The following is a 14,431-nucleotide window of genomic DNA, read 5'->3' as shown; positions in this document are numbered from 1 at the left end:
ATAAACAAAAGGATAACACGACAAATTATGAAACGAGCACTATTCCCGGGATCTTTCGACCCTATTACATTAGGACATTACGACATTATAAAAAGAGCCATCTCTCTATTCGACGAAGTAATTGTGGCCATCGGCATTAATTCAGATAAAAAATATATGTTTTCTTTAGAGCAACGTTTAGAGTTTATAAAAGAAGCATTTAAAGACGAGCCAAAAGTAAAAATAGAAACTTACAAAGGCTTAACAGTCCATTTTTGTCAGGAAATCGATGTGAAGTTTATTTTACGCGGATTAAGAAACCCTGCAGATTTTGAATTTGAAAAAGCCATAGCACATACCAATAGAGATTTAGCAGCCATAGAAACCGTGTTTTTACTTACAGCGGCAAGCACTTCTTACATTTCATCTTCTATTGTTCGCGATGTCATTAGACATCATGGAGACTACACCAAACTAGTTCCAGCTAGCGTTCGTGTTTAAATATTTATCTATAAAATAAAATTTACAAAAACAAAAAAAGTCTACAGTATCCGAAATAGGAAATGTAGACTTTTTTTTATGAGAAATACCGAACTTCGGTATTAGAATTTATACTCCGAGAGCGGTTTTGGAAACTCCTCTGGGTTTGCTGCCAAATGGTACCGCGGGTCTTCGACATCTTCGATGATTACATCTTTAAATTTCGGACTCGCCTTATACATTAGCACTTTACAATCTTCACTTAAATGCTTAAGCCTAATCGTTTTTCCTGCAGCTTCATATTTTTCAACCAAAATAAAAATAGCTTCTAGCGCCGAGTGGTCGCTTATTCTACTTTCAATAAAATCTATTTCTACGTGATCTGGATCGTTTTTAACATCAAATTTATCATTAAACGCCTGGATACTTCCAAAAAATAATGGTCCCCAAATTTCGTACACTTTCGTACCATCGGTTTTTACGCGTCTTCTAGCTCTAATTTTCTTGGCGTTTTCCCAAGCAAAGGCTAATGCCGAAATAATAACACCAACAAATACTGCAATGGCTAAATCAAAAATAACGGTTACTGCCGATACTGTAATCAGTACAAAAGCATCCGATCTTGGTATTTTCTTTAAGATTCTAAAACTTGACCACGCAAACGTTTCTATAACCATCATAAACATTACACCTATTAAAGCAGCAATTGGTACTTGTTCAATGAATTTATCGGTAAATAAAATAAACGTTAATAAAGTCACCGCCATCATAATCCCCGATAGGCGACCACGACCACCAGCATTAATATTAATTACCGTTTGCCCAATCATACCGCAACCACCAGTACCACCAAACAATCCGCTTACCATATTTCCTGCTCCTTGAGCAATACATTCGCGATTTCCGTTTCCTCGTGTTTCTGTTAGTTCGTCGACTAAGTTCATTGTCATTAACGACTCAATTAATCCCACCGACGCTGCTAAAAACGCATACGGCAAAATAAAAGATAAGGTATCAAGGTTAATTGGTAAGTTTTCCCAAAGCTCTAAATTAGGGGTTGGAAACTCTCCTTTTAATCCCGTACCACCACCTTCTATAATATAAGAACCTACAGTAGTAACATCAAGTCCAGAAAAAACAACTAACAGCGTCGTTACTAAAATCGCCGTTAAAGACGCTGGTATCTTGGTTGTTAATTTTGGTAATAACCAAATTATAGCCATGGTTAAAGCGACTAGCCCAATCATAATGTATAATTCGGTACCCGTCATAAACGTAGTAATATAATTTTTTACACCATCGCTAGAGACTTCCAACGATTTATGGGAAAACATTTTTACCTGAGCCCAAAAAATAACGATAGCCAAACCGTTTACAAACCCCATCATTACCGAGTGCGGAATTAAACGTACAAAACGTCCTAATTTAAAAACACCTGCAAAAATTTGGATAATACCCATTAAAATCACACAGGCGAATAGGTAGAAAAAGCCCATATTTTCCACAGGTTGATCAAACAACATCCCTCGCGTATGTCCTTCAGAAATCATTGTTACAAAAATAACGGCTACAGCACCAGCAGCACCCGAAATTAACCCTGGTCTACCACCAAAAACAGCAGAAATTAACCCTACAATAAAAGCCCCAGAAAGTGCGACTAGCGGATCTATTTGCGCAACGAATGCAAAGGCAACAACCTCAGGAATCATCGCTAACGATACAGTAATACCTGCAAGCACATCGTCTTTTGCATTGGGCACTATTTTTCTTATAAAATCTGTCATTTTTTAACTTTTTTCAGGGTGCAAAAGTACGCTTAAATAACAGATACCCAAATGCTATTTACTATATTTGTTTTTATAAAATTAATTTGGGCGTGCCCTAAAGGTCGCGCTCTCGCAAGTCGCTTCTCGATAAAAAAATTGGGAAAGCTTCAACAATTGCTCCATCCCTCACGCTAAGAATAAGAAAATTAAGACCTTATGAAGTTTATTATTTACTGTTTACTAAGCGTACTTTGTGCTTGTCATTCTTCCGAAGAAAAAATATTACAGCCTTTAAATGTGTCCACCCATTTCGAAGTATCTAACGGCACCGAAACAGGAACCTATTACGACGTAATTAAGTTTTACAGTAATTTAGCAGCCACTTACCCGAGTATTGCAATGGACTCTATTGGCAACACAGACGCCGGTAAACCACTTCACTTTATTACGTACAATCCTGATGCGGAATTTAATTTTGAACAATTAGCAAAACACAAAGCTATTGTCCTTATTAATAACGGCATTCATCCGGGAGAAAGCGATGGAATCGATGCTACGATGTTACTGTTTCGCGATTTGGCACAAGGCAAATTAGAGACTTTAAAAAACACCGTTTTGGTAACCATACCCATTTATAATGTGGGGGGAAGCTTAAACCGAAACACGGCGACGAGAACCAACCAAAACGGTCCAAAAGAATACGGGTTTCGCGGAAACGCTCGTAACTACGATTTAAATCGCGATTTTATAAAAAGCGATACTAAAAATGCTAGAGTCTTTGCCGCATTGTTTCATAAAATACAACCAGATATTTTTGTAGACAACCACGTCAGCAATGGCGCAGACTACCAATACACGCTTACCCATTTATTTACGCAGCACAATAAATTAGGCGGGGAATTGGGGGCGTATCTTCACGAGAAAATGATGCCCGATTTAGAGCTAAATCTTGCTAATAAGAATTGGGATATTACACCATACGTTAATGTTTTTAATACTGTTCCAGACAACGGCTTTTCTCAATTCTTGGATGCGCCTAGATATTCTACTGGATATACCACTTTGTTTAATACGTTAGGAATAATGGTAGAAACCCATATGCTAAAACCTTACAAACAGCGTGTGGAAGGTACTTATGAGCTAATGAAAACACTCATCGGTATTACAGAAACCGATTATGCTTTAATTAAAGAGGTCCGCAATAACAACATAAAGCAATTTAAGCGCGATACAACCTATAAGTTTAATTGGGTGGTGGATACCACTAAACATTCTGTATTAAATTTTAAAGGCTACGAAGGAGAAATAATAACAAGCGAAGTTACCAATCTAAAACGTTTAAAATACAACCGCGACAGACCATTTACCAAAGCCATTATTTACAATAATTATTTTAAAGCCACACAAAAAGTAACAATACCCGTGTATTATGTCATTCCGCAAGGTTGGCATAACGTGTTGTCATTATTACAGCTCAATAACATTAAAACAGAACCTTTAGCTAAAGATTCCATTATTGAAGTGGAGCGTTATAAAATTGAAGATTTCAAAACTAGAAGACAGCCGTACGAAGGCCATTATTCGCATTATGACACAACTGTGGTTACCGATACTTTAGAAATAGCTTTCCGTGCTGGCGATATTTTGGTTAACACAAACCAAGACGGCCTTCGTTATGTATTGGAAACATTAGAACCTTCAGCAATCGATTCCTTTTTTAATTGGAATTTCTTCGATACTATTCTACAACAAAAAGAAGGTTTTTCGCCTTATGTTTGGGAAGATAAAGCTTTAGCGCTTTTAGAGACTAATCCAGAATTAAAAACAGCATTTGAAAAACGTAAAACAGAGAACAAAGCGTTTAGAGAAAACTGGTACTCACAACTTGATTGGTTACATAAACGCAGTGTGAATTACGAAAAAGCGCACTTACACTACCCTATCTATCGTATTACAGAATAAGAGTGTGCTAAAAAGACACCTTCTATTAAAGACCAGTGATGCTCCTTTTCAGTTTGTTACTTAAGTTTTGAATGTTTTGTTTTCGTTCCATTAATTCGATTAATTCACCCTCGAATGATTTGCTTTTTCTAAGGTTTGGAAACGAGAGCTTTCCCTTTGCAAAAGAACTTGAAATCAATAGAGGTAAATAGTTAAATACAAGAATAAACTTTTGAAGGAAGTCTGTTTTAATAACTTTTAACCCTATTCTATTAGCAGTTCTTTCGTTAAGAATATAAGACGTTCCTTGTATTTTGACCGCTGTATTTTTCTTCGCTTCAAAATCATTTATCAAATTTAAAAGCCCTTCCAGGTATTGCTGAAGAATAAAATTAGTTCTTTGAGTTCCGTTTAAAGCTCTATCAATTACAAAAACATAATCAAATAATGATCCGCCGTGAATTTTCACTACTCCTTTTTTTTCTCTTTCAGCAACCAAAAGAGAGGAATAGTATACTAAACTTCCTTTTTGCTTAAGTGATGGTACATCAAAAAAAGGAGCAACTATAGAGAGTGTAATCGCTAATAACAAGAAAAAAACAAGATAGAATCCGCTAAAAAAAGACACGGATAGCGCTAGTGAATTAATGAGTAGCGCGAAGCTACCTATTTTTAATTGGATTTGATTTTGTTCTCTTTTAGATTTTGAATAGAAGTGGTGTTGCATTGTTTAGCGTTATACATTCTTCGTGTAAGAGAATGCGGATTTAAAACAACAATTTAATGTTAGCGTAAGAGTTTTCTAAGGCTTTTTGAGAGTTTTCGTTATTTAACCATTCTACTTTAGTAATCCCTTCATTTTCTTGCGGTAATAATTCACCAGAATACTTCGTTTTCATTTCGAACCAATGGGTGATCTTTATTTTAAGTTTACCGTTACGCTTAAAAATATGATAGGTAATGTCTAATGGTTTTATAATTTCAAGTCCAGAAACACCGGTCTCTTCCTCAACTTCTCGCAAAGCCGTTTCTTCAATAGTTTCCTTTTTTTCGGCTTTTCCTTTTGGCAAATCCCATTTATCATTTCTATAAATAAATAAAATGTCGCCGTTTTCATTGTGTACTTTTCCACCGCCAGCAATAACATTTGGTAATTTCTTTAGAAACTTTTTAAGCAGTGTTTCTTCGTTATGATGTATTAAGCGTACAGAACTCATTTTTTTCTTAGATAAAGTCTGCACTACAGTCTCCATATTAGCATCCTTTAAAAGAAAATTTTTAAAGTCGGTTTCTTTTTCTACTATTGTATTTAAAAAAATAGGTTTGTCATTAACAAAAATGCGATACATATATAGGTATAAGTGTTTATTTACTGCTTGTAAAAATATCATTTTTTAAAGAACTGAACAGATTATTAAAAATATTTTTTTTTATCGAACATATAACTAGTAAATTAAATTATTCCTACTTTTGTACTTATGATTATCGACAAATATACTGCCAGACAAACCGCTAAGGTATTACTACAAGTTAATGCCATTAAATTACAACCAAACGACCCGTTTACTTGGGCATCAGGTTGGAAATCTCCAATTTATTGCGACAATAGAGTGGTACTTTCTTTTCCGTTAATAAGAAATTATATTCGTGAAGAAATGGCCAAGTTTATTGAGCAAGAATACGGTAAGCCAGACGTTATCGCCGGTGTTGCTACAGGCGCTATTGCCATAGGCGTACTAGTTGCCGAATATTTAGGTGTACCATTTGTTTATGTACGCCCTGAAGCTAAAAAGCACGGTCGCCAAAACCAAATTGAAGGCTTTATTGAGAGCGGACAAAACGTTGTCGTTATCGAAGATTTAATTAGCACAGGAAACAGTAGCTTAAATGCCGTTAAGGCTTTAAGGGAAGCCAATGTAAATGTTAAAGGAATGGTTGCTATTTTTTCTTATGGCTTTGAAGTGGCTTCAAAAAATTTCGAAGACGCCAACATTACCTTACATACGCTAAGTAATTACGACAGCCTATTGCAAGAAGCTGTTGAGGCTAATTATATAAAACAAGCAGAATTAACAACTTTATCCGATTGGAATTCCAATCCGAGCGAATGGAACGCTAATTGATACGCTTGTAAAAAGAACATAAAAACACTACTATGAAATTAGAATCTCCTAAAGTAACGGTACCAAAATCAGTAGAAGACACTTTTGCTTTTTTAAGCGATGTGAAAAATTTTGAAACCCTGATGCCCGAAAACATTAGCAAATTTGAAGTTTTAGATAACGACAAGTTTTTATTCGCTTTAAAAGGAATGCCCGAAATTATATTGAAGAAAAAAGAAACCGTGCCACCAAATAAAATAGTTTTAGGGGCCGCTGGTGGTAAATTAGATTTTTCTTTAATAGCAGACATACATGCTATCGATGAAAATTCTAGCGATGTAAAACTGCATTTTGAAGGTGAGTTTAACGCTATGATGGCTATGATGATAAAAGGGCCAATAAGTAAATTTATTGAAACGTTAGCCACTAATATGAAAACGGCCGTTTAATACAGTAACGAAATTTCCTTTAGACTAAAAGTTTCTAAAATAGCATCTTCTAAGAGTACTTGAAGGTGCCCTGAAGGCGACACTCCTTTTATAAAACCAGAAAACACTAGACCTTCAGCATTTTTAAATGTTGAAGGTTTATTATTTCTAAACAGGTGGGTTTCGTAAGTTGTATGCAGCTTAGACAACAACCCCGCTTCCAAGTCCTTAAAATAGTCTTTTAAATGTTTCAAAAACACTAATAACACTTCATCTAACTCAAAAAGATGCTGTTCTTGTAAAGCCATTGACGTCGCTCTTGGCAAATTAATGAATATTTTTTGGTTAACATTTAACCCGACTCCTATTATAGAAGAGTCTAAGGCGTTGTTTTTTATGACATTTTCGATAAGAATACCACACAGTTTTTTATTTTCTGACAAAATGTCGTTGGGCCATTTCACACTTACTTTCTTAATCTTAAAAGCATTTAATGCGTCCACTAAAGCCAAAGATATAGCGATGCTTATATAAAACTGATGTTCTATTTTTAAGTCTAAAAAGTCCTTAAACACGCTAAAAGTTAAGTTTTCGCCTGGGTTTACATTCCAAACAGTTCCCCTCTGTCCTCGCCCTTGTGTTTGCTGTTTAGCAACCACAACCGTATAATCTTCTAAGCTATTTTTATTGCTTAAATCTCTTAAAAAAGAGTTTGTAGATTCGGTGGCATCAAGTTTGATTATACGCATATAAATTGGTTATCTTCGCGTTAAATATAAATCATAAAGATATTATGATTTTTTTAAAGTATAAAGAACTAAAAAATAATAACTTTGCACAAATTAAATTAGATTAATGGCAATAAAAGAAATAAATACAGATGCACTCATAACGTCTATTATAGGTGGAATTGAAGATGTAAAGGGTAACGAAATAAATATTCTAGATTTAAGAAAAATTGAAAACACGGTATGCGATTATTTTATTGTTTGCGAAGGAAACTCCAACACTCAAGTAAACGCTATTGTAAGCTCTGTTCAGAAAAAGGTAAGTAAAGAATTAAAAGATAAGCCTTGGCATATTGAAGGAGAGGATAATGCAGAATGGGTTTTAATGGATTATGTAAATGTTGTGGTACATGTCTTTCAAAAGCATATTAGAGAGTATTATGATATTGAAAGCCTTTGGGGTGATGCCAAAACAACTAAAATAGAATCAAACTTATAAAAAAAATTCATGGCAGAAAATAAAAAAAACACAACACCAAAGAAACCTAAATTTAATCCATATTGGATTTATGGAGGTATCATACTTGCTTTAATCGCAGTACAATTTTTTGGAAGTAGTAACTTTAATGAAAGTGCGAAAATATCACCTTCTCAATTCTTCGAATACTTAAGAAACGGCGATGTTGACAAAGTTGACATTGTAAATAAGAGAGAAGCAAAAGTTTATTTAACTAAAGATGCGGAAGGAAAATCGGTTCACGAAAAATCAATTTCTCAACCGTTTCCTTTTTCTTCAGCAAAAGAAGCTAATTATAGTTTCGAATTTGGAGATCTCCAAAATTTCGAAAACAGAATTCAAGAAACTAAAAATAACTCTACAATAAGTACCGTTATAAAATATAAAACAGAATCTAACCCTTGGGGAGATTTACTGTTTAGTTTACTTCCTTTTGTTTTACTAATAGGAGTTTGGATCTTTATAATGCGTCGTATGTCTGGTGGCGCTGGAGGAGGTGCCGGTGGTCAGATTTTCAATATTGGAAAATCGAAAGCCAAACTATTCGATGAAAACACAAAAGTAAAAACATCTTTTAAAGATGTTGCAGGATTAGAGGGGGCTAAAGAAGAGGTACAAGAAATTGTAGACTTCTTAAAGAACCCTGAAAAATATACTTCTTTAGGTGGTAAGATACCAAAAGGAGCCCTTTTGGTAGGATCTCCAGGAACAGGTAAAACACTGTTAGCTAAAGCCGTTGCCGGTGAAGCTAAAGTACCTTTCTTCTCCCTATCAGGTTCAGATTTCGTTGAAATGTTTGTGGGTGTAGGAGCTTCTCGAGTTAGAGATTTATTTAAACAAGCCAAAGAAAAATCACCCTCTATAATATTTATAGATGAGATTGATGCTATTGGACGTGCGAGAGGTAAAAACGCAATGTCAGGAAGTAACGACGAGCGTGAAAACACGTTAAACCAACTGTTAACAGAAATGGACGGTTTTGGCACAAACACAAACGTTATTGTTTTAGCAGCAACCAATAGAGCCGACATATTAGATAAGGCTTTAATGCGTGCTGGACGTTTTGACCGTCAGATTTTTGTAGACTTACCAGATATTCGTGAGCGTAAAGAAATTTTTGAAGTACACTTAAGACCGTTAAAGAAAGCTGAAGGACTAGACGTTACCTTTTTAGCAAAACAGACGCCAGGATTCTCTGGTGCAGATATTGCTAATGTATGTAACGAAGCAGCCCTAATAGCTGCCAGAAATGGTAAGAAAGCGGTAGATAAACAATCGTTTTTAGATGCTGTAGATAGAATTGTTGGTGGCCTAGAAAAGAAAAATAAAATTATTACCCCAGACGACAAAAAAGCCATTGCTTATCACGAAGCAGGACACGCTACGGTAAGTTGGATGCTAGAACATGCAGCACCCTTAGTAAAAGTTACTATTGTGCCTCGTGGTCAATCTTTAGGAGCAGCTTGGTATTTACCAGAAGAGCGTTTAATTGTTAGACCAGAACAAATGCTAGACGAAATGTGTTCGGCACTGGGTGGTCGAGCAGCCGAGAAGGTTATTTTTAACCGCATCTCTACTGGAGCACTAAGCGATTTAGAAAAAGTAACGAAACAAGCACGTGCTATGGTTACTATCTATGGTCTAAGTGAGAAAGTTGGAAATTTAACGTATTACGATTCTTCAGGAGAACAAGAATATGGTTTCTCAAAACCTTATAGTGAAAAAACTGCTGAATTAATAGATCAAGAAATCTCAAGTATTATTGAAGAACAATATTTAAGAGCAATCAAGTTGTTGGAAGACAATAAAGATAAATTGACTGAATTAGCTAATGTATTATTGGAGAAAGAAGTTATTTTCAAAGATAATCTAGAAAAGATATTCGGAAAAAGAGCTTTTGAAAAAGACATTCAAAGAGACCTTGAAGAAATCGAAGATGCTAAGGTAGCTGAGGCAAAAGAAGAATAAACACTATAAAATATAGTTGCATTACTTTAAAAATCTTAAATTAACTCTTTAGTTAGTTTAAGATTTTTTATATTTGAATAAATCGGTAAAAAATTTGATAATAGCAAGATCTTAATGAGTCTATTTAGAAAACTATTTCCTTCTAAATCTGATAAAGAAAAGGAAGAAGTAACAGCTGCAAACAGGGGTAAGTATATGCCTCCTGTAAAATTACCAATCGACGAGAGTTTTACAATAAACTTTAAAGATAATGGAGGTAAGTTCTTGTACTGTGATAATATGAATGAGGTTTACGATAACTTGTCTTTAATTATTGAAGAAAATAAATGGCAAGATAAAACGGCCTACTTCTACGACCAAAATTTAAAACAACGCTTTAACGATCTGTACTTAAATCCAGGCACTTTAAATGATGCTACGTACTTTGTAACGACTTGCGAGAATTTAATTTCAGACGATGGTGCTATATTAATTTCTTCTAATCAGCTAGCTGAAAAGAAGTTGGCGGAATTTCCAGGCAACATTATAGTTTTCGCCACGACGAGCCAGATTGTAGGTAATATAGGTGAGGGCTTAAAAGAAATCAAGATTAAAAACGCCAATAAAATCCCTACCAACATTACGACAATAAAACTTTTTAAACCTGTTGCCGAAAAAGATTTTTTAACCTACGGTAGTCCTTCAAAAAACTTATATTTGCTGCTTTTAGAAGACTTATAATACATGAAGGAAACACTTACTCGATCCCTTTCAGGTTTACTTTATGTAGCCTTACTCATTATATCGTTATATAATATTCATACTCTAATTATTTTGTTTTTTGTCTTCGGGTTAATCTCCTTACAAGAATTTAATAAATTAATAGGGGTAAGAAACGGTGTTCCCTACATTATTTTCACCGTCTTATACTTCATTTTCGGGTATTGGCAGCTTCTTATAAAAACAGATGTCGCTATAGACGCCGCAACTCAAGTACTACAAGTAATTACTATTTTTGTACAATTATTCTTAATAAAGGACTTGTTTTCAGAAAAGGAAATCCCTCTATTTTCTTCTAAACGCTTCCTACTCACTACCTTCTATTTATCTAGTGCTTTTGTCTTTCTTATTCTCATTGCCAACTACGATAACAACTTTAACCCGAAACTTCTATTAGGTGCTTTCATTGTGGTTTGGGTTAATGATACCTTTGCCTATTTTGTAGGTAAAAATTTTGGTAAGCAAAAGTTGTTTCCTAGCATTTCACCTAAAAAAACAGTCGAAGGTTTTCTAGGCGGTTTGTTTTTTGCTTGTGTTTCTAGTTATTTTATTGCTACCTTTACTGGCACATTAACAACAAACCAATGGCTCCTTTTAAGTGTAATAATTAGTGTTTTTGGCACAATTGGCGACTTAATAGAGTCTAAGTTTAAAAGACAAGCAAATGTTAAAGATAGTGGTGTTATAATGCCAGGTCATGGCGGTTTATTAGATCGTTTTGACAGTATTATTTTTGCCGCTCCTTTTATATATTTATTCTTAAGAATTTTAAAATATGTTTCATAAAGAAGGCCATAAAATTATAGCACTAACATTTATTATTGTTATTGGCTTATTTTTAATTGTAGACAACTTTGTTAGTACAACTTGGTTAAACTATCTACTAATGTCGTTTCTTTTTGTTTTTTTAATTTTAATTCTTCAGTTTTTTAGAAACCCTAAAAAGAAATTAGTGATTAACGATAGCACGATAATATCTCCTGTAGACGGTAAGGTTGTAGTTATTGAAGAAGTTTTTGAACCCGAATATTTTAAAGATAAACGTTTACAAGTTAGTGTCTTTATGTCTCCGATAAATGTTCATGTTACACGATATCCTGTTGCTGGTAAAATTACGTACAGTAAATACCATCCTGGAAAGTTTTTAGTGGCTTGGCATCCTAAAGCTAGTGAAGAAAACGAGCGTACAACAGTTGTTGTAGATAATAAATTATATGGTGAAATACTATACCGCCAAATTGCTGGCGCTTTAGCGCGACGTATTGTTAATTATGCTGTGAAAGATCAAGAGGTTGAAAAAGGATCAGATTCTGGTTTTATTAAATTTGGTTCGAGAGTAGATTTATATTTACCTTTGGACACCAAAATTAAAGTTCAGTTAAACCAAAAAGTAAGTGGTGGAGAAAGTATTATTGCGGAAATGTAAACAAATGACTTCAGAAGATCTTGAAATACTATTTAAAGAGACTGTGGATCGTATTAACGATCATACAGAACCTTTTCCTGCAGATTTCTTATTAAGGCTTTATGCGTACTACAAGAAGGCTACAAATAATTATGAAAGACCAAACAGTCGAACGCCAATTATTAATGCCTTTAAAACAAATGCCCTTTTCCAGATAGAAAACATCTCTACAGATGATGCAAAAAAAACGTATATTGAATTAGTGAATAATTATTTTTTATACCGAAAATAACAACTAATTTTTAATTCGTTCATGAATTTTGTTGCTTCTATCTTACCTATGCCAGCCCTAGTGGGAGTAATTTTTGTACTTGTGGGTTGTATAATGCATCTCTTTCCTCCTAAGATAATTAATCCTCTCTATGGGGATAGAGCCAGACGCCCTATGAAAAACCAAGACCAGTGGGATTTCGCACAAACATACGCTTCTAAACTTTTAATCTTTTGTGGAGTTACACTCACTTTCATTTCTCTATTAGGATTTGTTTTAGAGGTATCCCATGATATCGCGGCCATCCTGAGTACTCTTTTAATTATAGGTTCGATAATACCGGTCTTAGTAAAACAGAAAAAGCCATCAAAACTAAATTTGACGGCTAATTTTTTATTATTTTTTTTTAATATTATCTCATTCTAGAACAAATTCTAGAGGCTGACCTGTAGCGGCATTTGGAAAATTAATCCCCAATAACGCTGAAAGTGTTGGCGCAATATCAGTAATAATTGTTTTCTTTAAAGTATTTCCTTTTTTAATTCCGTTTCCATAAAACAATAAAGGTACGTGTGTGTCATAGTTTAAAGTCGACCCGTGTGTAGACCCCGTTCTACTATAACTAATAACCGCAGGATCCAATACATAAATAACATCCCCAGAGCGTTTTTGGTTGTATCCGTTTTGAATTAACTCTTCTATACCTGTGGTAAAAGACGCATTTTGCATTGTTTTTGCCGTGTAGGCTTTGTCAATTTTTTCGTAGTGAATAATTTCGTTCACAAGTGCCTCTTCAACAGTTGCTAAATCTAAATCCAATTCAATAATCCGTTTATGATTCAAAAATATTTGATTATTACTAATACTTTCAACCAATTCTGAATCAGAAAAACGGTCCGCTATAAACCCTTTCACGTGCTTTCTAAATAATTTATTATTAAAATAACCTGAAGGTATTTTTAAACTCTGCAAGTAAGCAGGCACATTTACTGCAGCATGATCTGCGGTTAAAAACACCGTATAATTTCCTTTACCTACTTTTTCATCGAAGGCATTTAATAACCGTTCAATATCTTGATCTAAACGAATGTAAGTATCTTGCACTTCTTTAGAATTCACTCCAAAATTATGACCAATATAATCGGGGCTAGAAAAACTTATTGTAAACACATCGGTAACCTCATCTTTACCTAATGCTTCGCCTTCAAGTGCGGCAATAGCAAAATCGGCCAAAATACTATTTCCGTAAGGCGTGCTTTTTAAAATATCATAGCCTCCATTCTCGGTACTTAATGCTTTTAAATCGTAAGGAAATGTAGCGTCTTCTTTTCCTTTAAAACCACCTTCAAACGTATTTAAATCAGTTCCACTTTCAGTATAAGAATTAATATCATATAATGTATTCCACGTTTTTAAATAACTGTCACTTTTTCCCGAAGCATTAAAATTAGATACCCATTTTGGTAAAGCATCCACATAAAAACTGCTCGTTACAAAAGCCCCTTCATCATCGCCAACAAACCAATAAGCGGCATTAGCAGAATGCCCTGCAGGTAAAATAGCACCACGATCTTTAATAGAAATCCCTATTGTTTTTCCTTTGGATTGCGTAAATAATCTATTTTCATCACCAATAGTCGTTGTTTTCATTCTATGCGGTGACATTTTACCCGCAGCTGTCGTTGTCCCCACAGAATTAACAATAGAATCACCAACACAATATACGCGAGATCCTTCGTGCTTGTCATACCAGTAGTTGGCTATAATACCGTGGTATTTTGGTGTTGTACCCGTATAAATAGAGGCATGACCTGGCCCTGTATACGTAGGGGCATAATTGTAATGATTATTTTTACAATTAAAACCTTCACTAATCATTCGCTTAAATCCGCCCTCCGAAAATTTATCATTGAAACGTGTTAAATAATCGTAACGCATTTGGTCGACTACGATTCCAACAACAAGTTTTGGCTGCGTAGACGTCTTTTCTGCCACGCTAACTAAAGGAGTTTGATTCAATTGACTTTGGGCACGACACCCAAAAAGTATGGTTATTAAAAATATACTGACAAAAATTCTCATAGTAT

16 protein-coding genes are annotated in these 14,431 nt (G+C 34.6%); 11 read left to right on the top strand and 5 right to left on the bottom strand.

Features of this window, described 5'->3' with window-relative positions; genetic code table 11:
• Nucleotides 1-27 precede the first annotated feature (27 nt).
• Complete coding sequence (gene coaD, locus ES677_RS03330) at nucleotides 28-480, top strand: pantetheine-phosphate adenylyltransferase (protein WP_148380433.1); 453 nt, start codon at nucleotides 28-30, stop codon at nucleotides 478-480.
• Between the two features lie 101 nt (nucleotides 481-581).
• Here the strand turns inward: coaD and ES677_RS03325 are convergent, their stop codons facing one another.
• Nucleotides 582-2,243: a SulP family inorganic anion transporter gene (locus tag ES677_RS03325; RefSeq protein ID WP_148380432.1), complete on the bottom strand. Its 1,662-nt coding sequence runs from the start codon at nucleotides 2,241-2,243 to the stop codon at nucleotides 582-584.
• A gap of 198 nt (nucleotides 2,244-2,441) precedes the next feature.
• Between ES677_RS03325 and ES677_RS03320 the strand changes: the two genes are divergently transcribed.
• Entirely contained in the window at nucleotides 2,442-4,187 is a 1,746-nt protein-coding gene (locus ES677_RS03320; RefSeq protein ID WP_148380431.1) for a M14 family metallopeptidase, read from the top strand.
• Between the two features lie 25 nt (nucleotides 4,188-4,212).
• Here the strand turns inward: ES677_RS03320 and ES677_RS03315 are convergent, their stop codons facing one another.
• Both ES677_RS03315 and ES677_RS03310 read right to left on the bottom strand, forming a co-directional pair.
• Entirely contained in the window at nucleotides 4,213-4,893 is a 681-nt protein-coding gene (locus tag ES677_RS03315) for a hypothetical protein (protein ID WP_148380430.1), read from the bottom strand.
• Between the two features lie 40 nt (nucleotides 4,894-4,933).
• Nucleotides 4,934-5,515, bottom strand: a complete 582-nt coding sequence (locus ES677_RS03310) for an NUDIX hydrolase (protein WP_148369751.1) — start codon at nucleotides 5,513-5,515, stop codon at nucleotides 4,934-4,936.
• A 129-nt stretch (nucleotides 5,516-5,644) separates the two neighbouring features.
• Here ES677_RS03310 and pyrE point away from each other — a divergent pair, with 129 nt between their 5' ends.
• Complete coding sequence (gene pyrE / locus ES677_RS03305; RefSeq protein WP_148380429.1) at nucleotides 5,645-6,289, top strand: orotate phosphoribosyltransferase; 645 nt, start codon at nucleotides 5,645-5,647, stop codon at nucleotides 6,287-6,289.
• A gap of 32 nt (nucleotides 6,290-6,321) precedes the next feature.
• Entirely contained in the window at nucleotides 6,322-6,717 is a 396-nt protein-coding gene (locus ES677_RS03300) for an SRPBCC family protein (RefSeq protein WP_148380428.1), read from the top strand.
• On the opposite strand, the gene ES677_RS03295 is transcribed toward ES677_RS03300, so the two are convergent.
• On the bottom strand, nucleotides 6,714-7,445 hold the full coding sequence (locus tag ES677_RS03295; protein ID WP_148380427.1) for a biotin--[acetyl-CoA-carboxylase] ligase: 732 nt from the start codon (nucleotides 7,443-7,445) through the stop codon (nucleotides 6,714-6,716). The genes ES677_RS03300 and ES677_RS03295 overlap by 4 nt on opposite strands.
• 106 nt (nucleotides 7,446-7,551) lie before the next feature.
• Between ES677_RS03295 and rsfS the strand changes: the two genes are divergently transcribed.
• The 7 genes from rsfS to ES677_RS15860 all read left to right on the top strand — a co-directional run bounded on the left by rsfS (nucleotide 7,552) and on the right by ES677_RS15860 (nucleotide 12,770).
• Nucleotides 7,552-7,923, top strand: a complete 372-nt coding sequence (rsfS, locus tag ES677_RS03290; RefSeq protein ID WP_148380426.1) for a ribosome silencing factor — start codon at nucleotides 7,552-7,554, stop codon at nucleotides 7,921-7,923.
• A 9-nt stretch (nucleotides 7,924-7,932) separates the two neighbouring features.
• On the top strand, nucleotides 7,933-9,909 hold the full coding sequence (ftsH, locus tag ES677_RS03285; RefSeq protein WP_148369610.1) for an ATP-dependent zinc metalloprotease FtsH: 1,977 nt from the start codon (nucleotides 7,933-7,935) through the stop codon (nucleotides 9,907-9,909).
• Between the two features lie 114 nt (nucleotides 9,910-10,023).
• Nucleotides 10,024-10,629 (top strand): LUD domain-containing protein, encoded by a 606-nt coding sequence (locus ES677_RS03280; protein ID WP_148369609.1) that lies wholly within the window; start codon nucleotides 10,024-10,026, stop codon nucleotides 10,627-10,629.
• Nucleotides 10,630-10,632: 3 nt separating this feature from the next.
• Nucleotides 10,633-11,454 (top strand): phosphatidate cytidylyltransferase, encoded by an 822-nt coding sequence (locus ES677_RS03275; protein WP_148369608.1) that lies wholly within the window; start codon nucleotides 10,633-10,635, stop codon nucleotides 11,452-11,454.
• Nucleotides 11,444-12,094, top strand: a complete 651-nt coding sequence (locus ES677_RS03270) for a phosphatidylserine decarboxylase family protein (protein ID WP_148380425.1) — start codon at nucleotides 11,444-11,446, stop codon at nucleotides 12,092-12,094. The genes ES677_RS03275 and ES677_RS03270 overlap by 11 nt, the downstream gene beginning before the upstream one ends.
• Nucleotides 12,095-12,098: 4 nt before the next feature.
• The gene (locus ES677_RS03265) at nucleotides 12,099-12,365 is read left to right on the top strand and encodes an acyl-CoA-binding protein (protein WP_148369606.1); all 267 of its coding nucleotides are present in this window, start codon (nucleotides 12,099-12,101) and stop codon (nucleotides 12,363-12,365) included.
• 21 nt (nucleotides 12,366-12,386) lie between these two features.
• The gene (locus tag ES677_RS15860; protein ID WP_148380424.1) at nucleotides 12,387-12,770 is read left to right on the top strand and encodes an SdpI family protein; all 384 of its coding nucleotides are present in this window, start codon (nucleotides 12,387-12,389) and stop codon (nucleotides 12,768-12,770) included.
• Here ES677_RS15860 and pafA read toward each other — a convergent pair.
• Nucleotides 12,762-14,426 carry an alkaline phosphatase PafA gene (gene pafA / locus ES677_RS03255; RefSeq protein ID WP_148380423.1) on the bottom strand — a complete coding sequence of 555 codons (1,665 nt, stop codon included), beginning with the start codon at nucleotides 14,424-14,426 and terminating at the stop codon, nucleotides 12,762-12,764. The genes ES677_RS15860 and pafA overlap by 9 nt on opposite strands.
• Nucleotides 14,427-14,431: the final 5 nt, after the last annotated feature.

It is taken from the genome of Bizionia gelidisalsuginis, from assembly GCF_008086185.1.
Taxonomy (GTDB): Bacteria; Bacteroidota; Bacteroidia; order Flavobacteriales; family Flavobacteriaceae; genus Bizionia; species Bizionia saleffrena.
This window is presented reverse-complemented; position numbering and strand designations above follow the sequence as displayed.

Bases quoted from the DNA above. Each gene is read 5' to 3' on its own strand.
- coaD (WP_148380433.1), top strand. From the start codon at position 28: ATGAAACGAGCACTATTCCCGGGATCTTTCGACCCTATTACATTAGGA.
- ES677_RS03325 (WP_148380432.1), bottom strand. From the start codon at position 2,243: ATGACAGATTTTATAAGAAAAATAGTGCCCAATGCAAAAGACGATGTG.
- ES677_RS03320 (WP_148380431.1), top strand. From the start codon at position 2,442: ATGAAGTTTATTATTTACTGTTTACTAAGCGTACTTTGTGCTTGTCAT.
- ES677_RS03315 (WP_148380430.1), bottom strand. From the start codon at position 4,893: ATGCAACACCACTTCTATTCAAAATCTAAAAGAGAACAAAATCAAATC.
- ES677_RS03310 (WP_148369751.1), bottom strand. From the start codon at position 5,515: ATGTATCGCATTTTTGTTAATGACAAACCTATTTTTTTAAATACAATA.
- pyrE (WP_148380429.1), top strand. From the start codon at position 5,645: ATGATTATCGACAAATATACTGCCAGACAAACCGCTAAGGTATTACTA.
- ES677_RS03300 (WP_148380428.1), top strand. From the start codon at position 6,322: ATGAAATTAGAATCTCCTAAAGTAACGGTACCAAAATCAGTAGAAGAC.
- ES677_RS03295 (WP_148380427.1), bottom strand. From the start codon at position 7,445: ATGCGTATAATCAAACTTGATGCCACCGAATCTACAAACTCTTTTTTA.
- rsfS (WP_148380426.1), top strand. From the start codon at position 7,552: ATGGCAATAAAAGAAATAAATACAGATGCACTCATAACGTCTATTATA.
- ftsH (WP_148369610.1), top strand. From the start codon at position 7,933: ATGGCAGAAAATAAAAAAAACACAACACCAAAGAAACCTAAATTTAAT.
- ES677_RS03280 (WP_148369609.1), top strand. From the start codon at position 10,024: ATGAGTCTATTTAGAAAACTATTTCCTTCTAAATCTGATAAAGAAAAG.
- ES677_RS03275 (WP_148369608.1), top strand. From the start codon at position 10,633: ATGAAGGAAACACTTACTCGATCCCTTTCAGGTTTACTTTATGTAGCC.
- ES677_RS03270 (WP_148380425.1), top strand. From the start codon at position 11,444: ATGTTTCATAAAGAAGGCCATAAAATTATAGCACTAACATTTATTATT.
- ES677_RS03265 (WP_148369606.1), top strand. From the start codon at position 12,099: ATGACTTCAGAAGATCTTGAAATACTATTTAAAGAGACTGTGGATCGT.
- ES677_RS15860 (WP_148380424.1), top strand. From the start codon at position 12,387: ATGAATTTTGTTGCTTCTATCTTACCTATGCCAGCCCTAGTGGGAGTA.
- pafA (WP_148380423.1), bottom strand. From the start codon at position 14,426: ATGAGAATTTTTGTCAGTATATTTTTAATAACCATACTTTTTGGGTGT.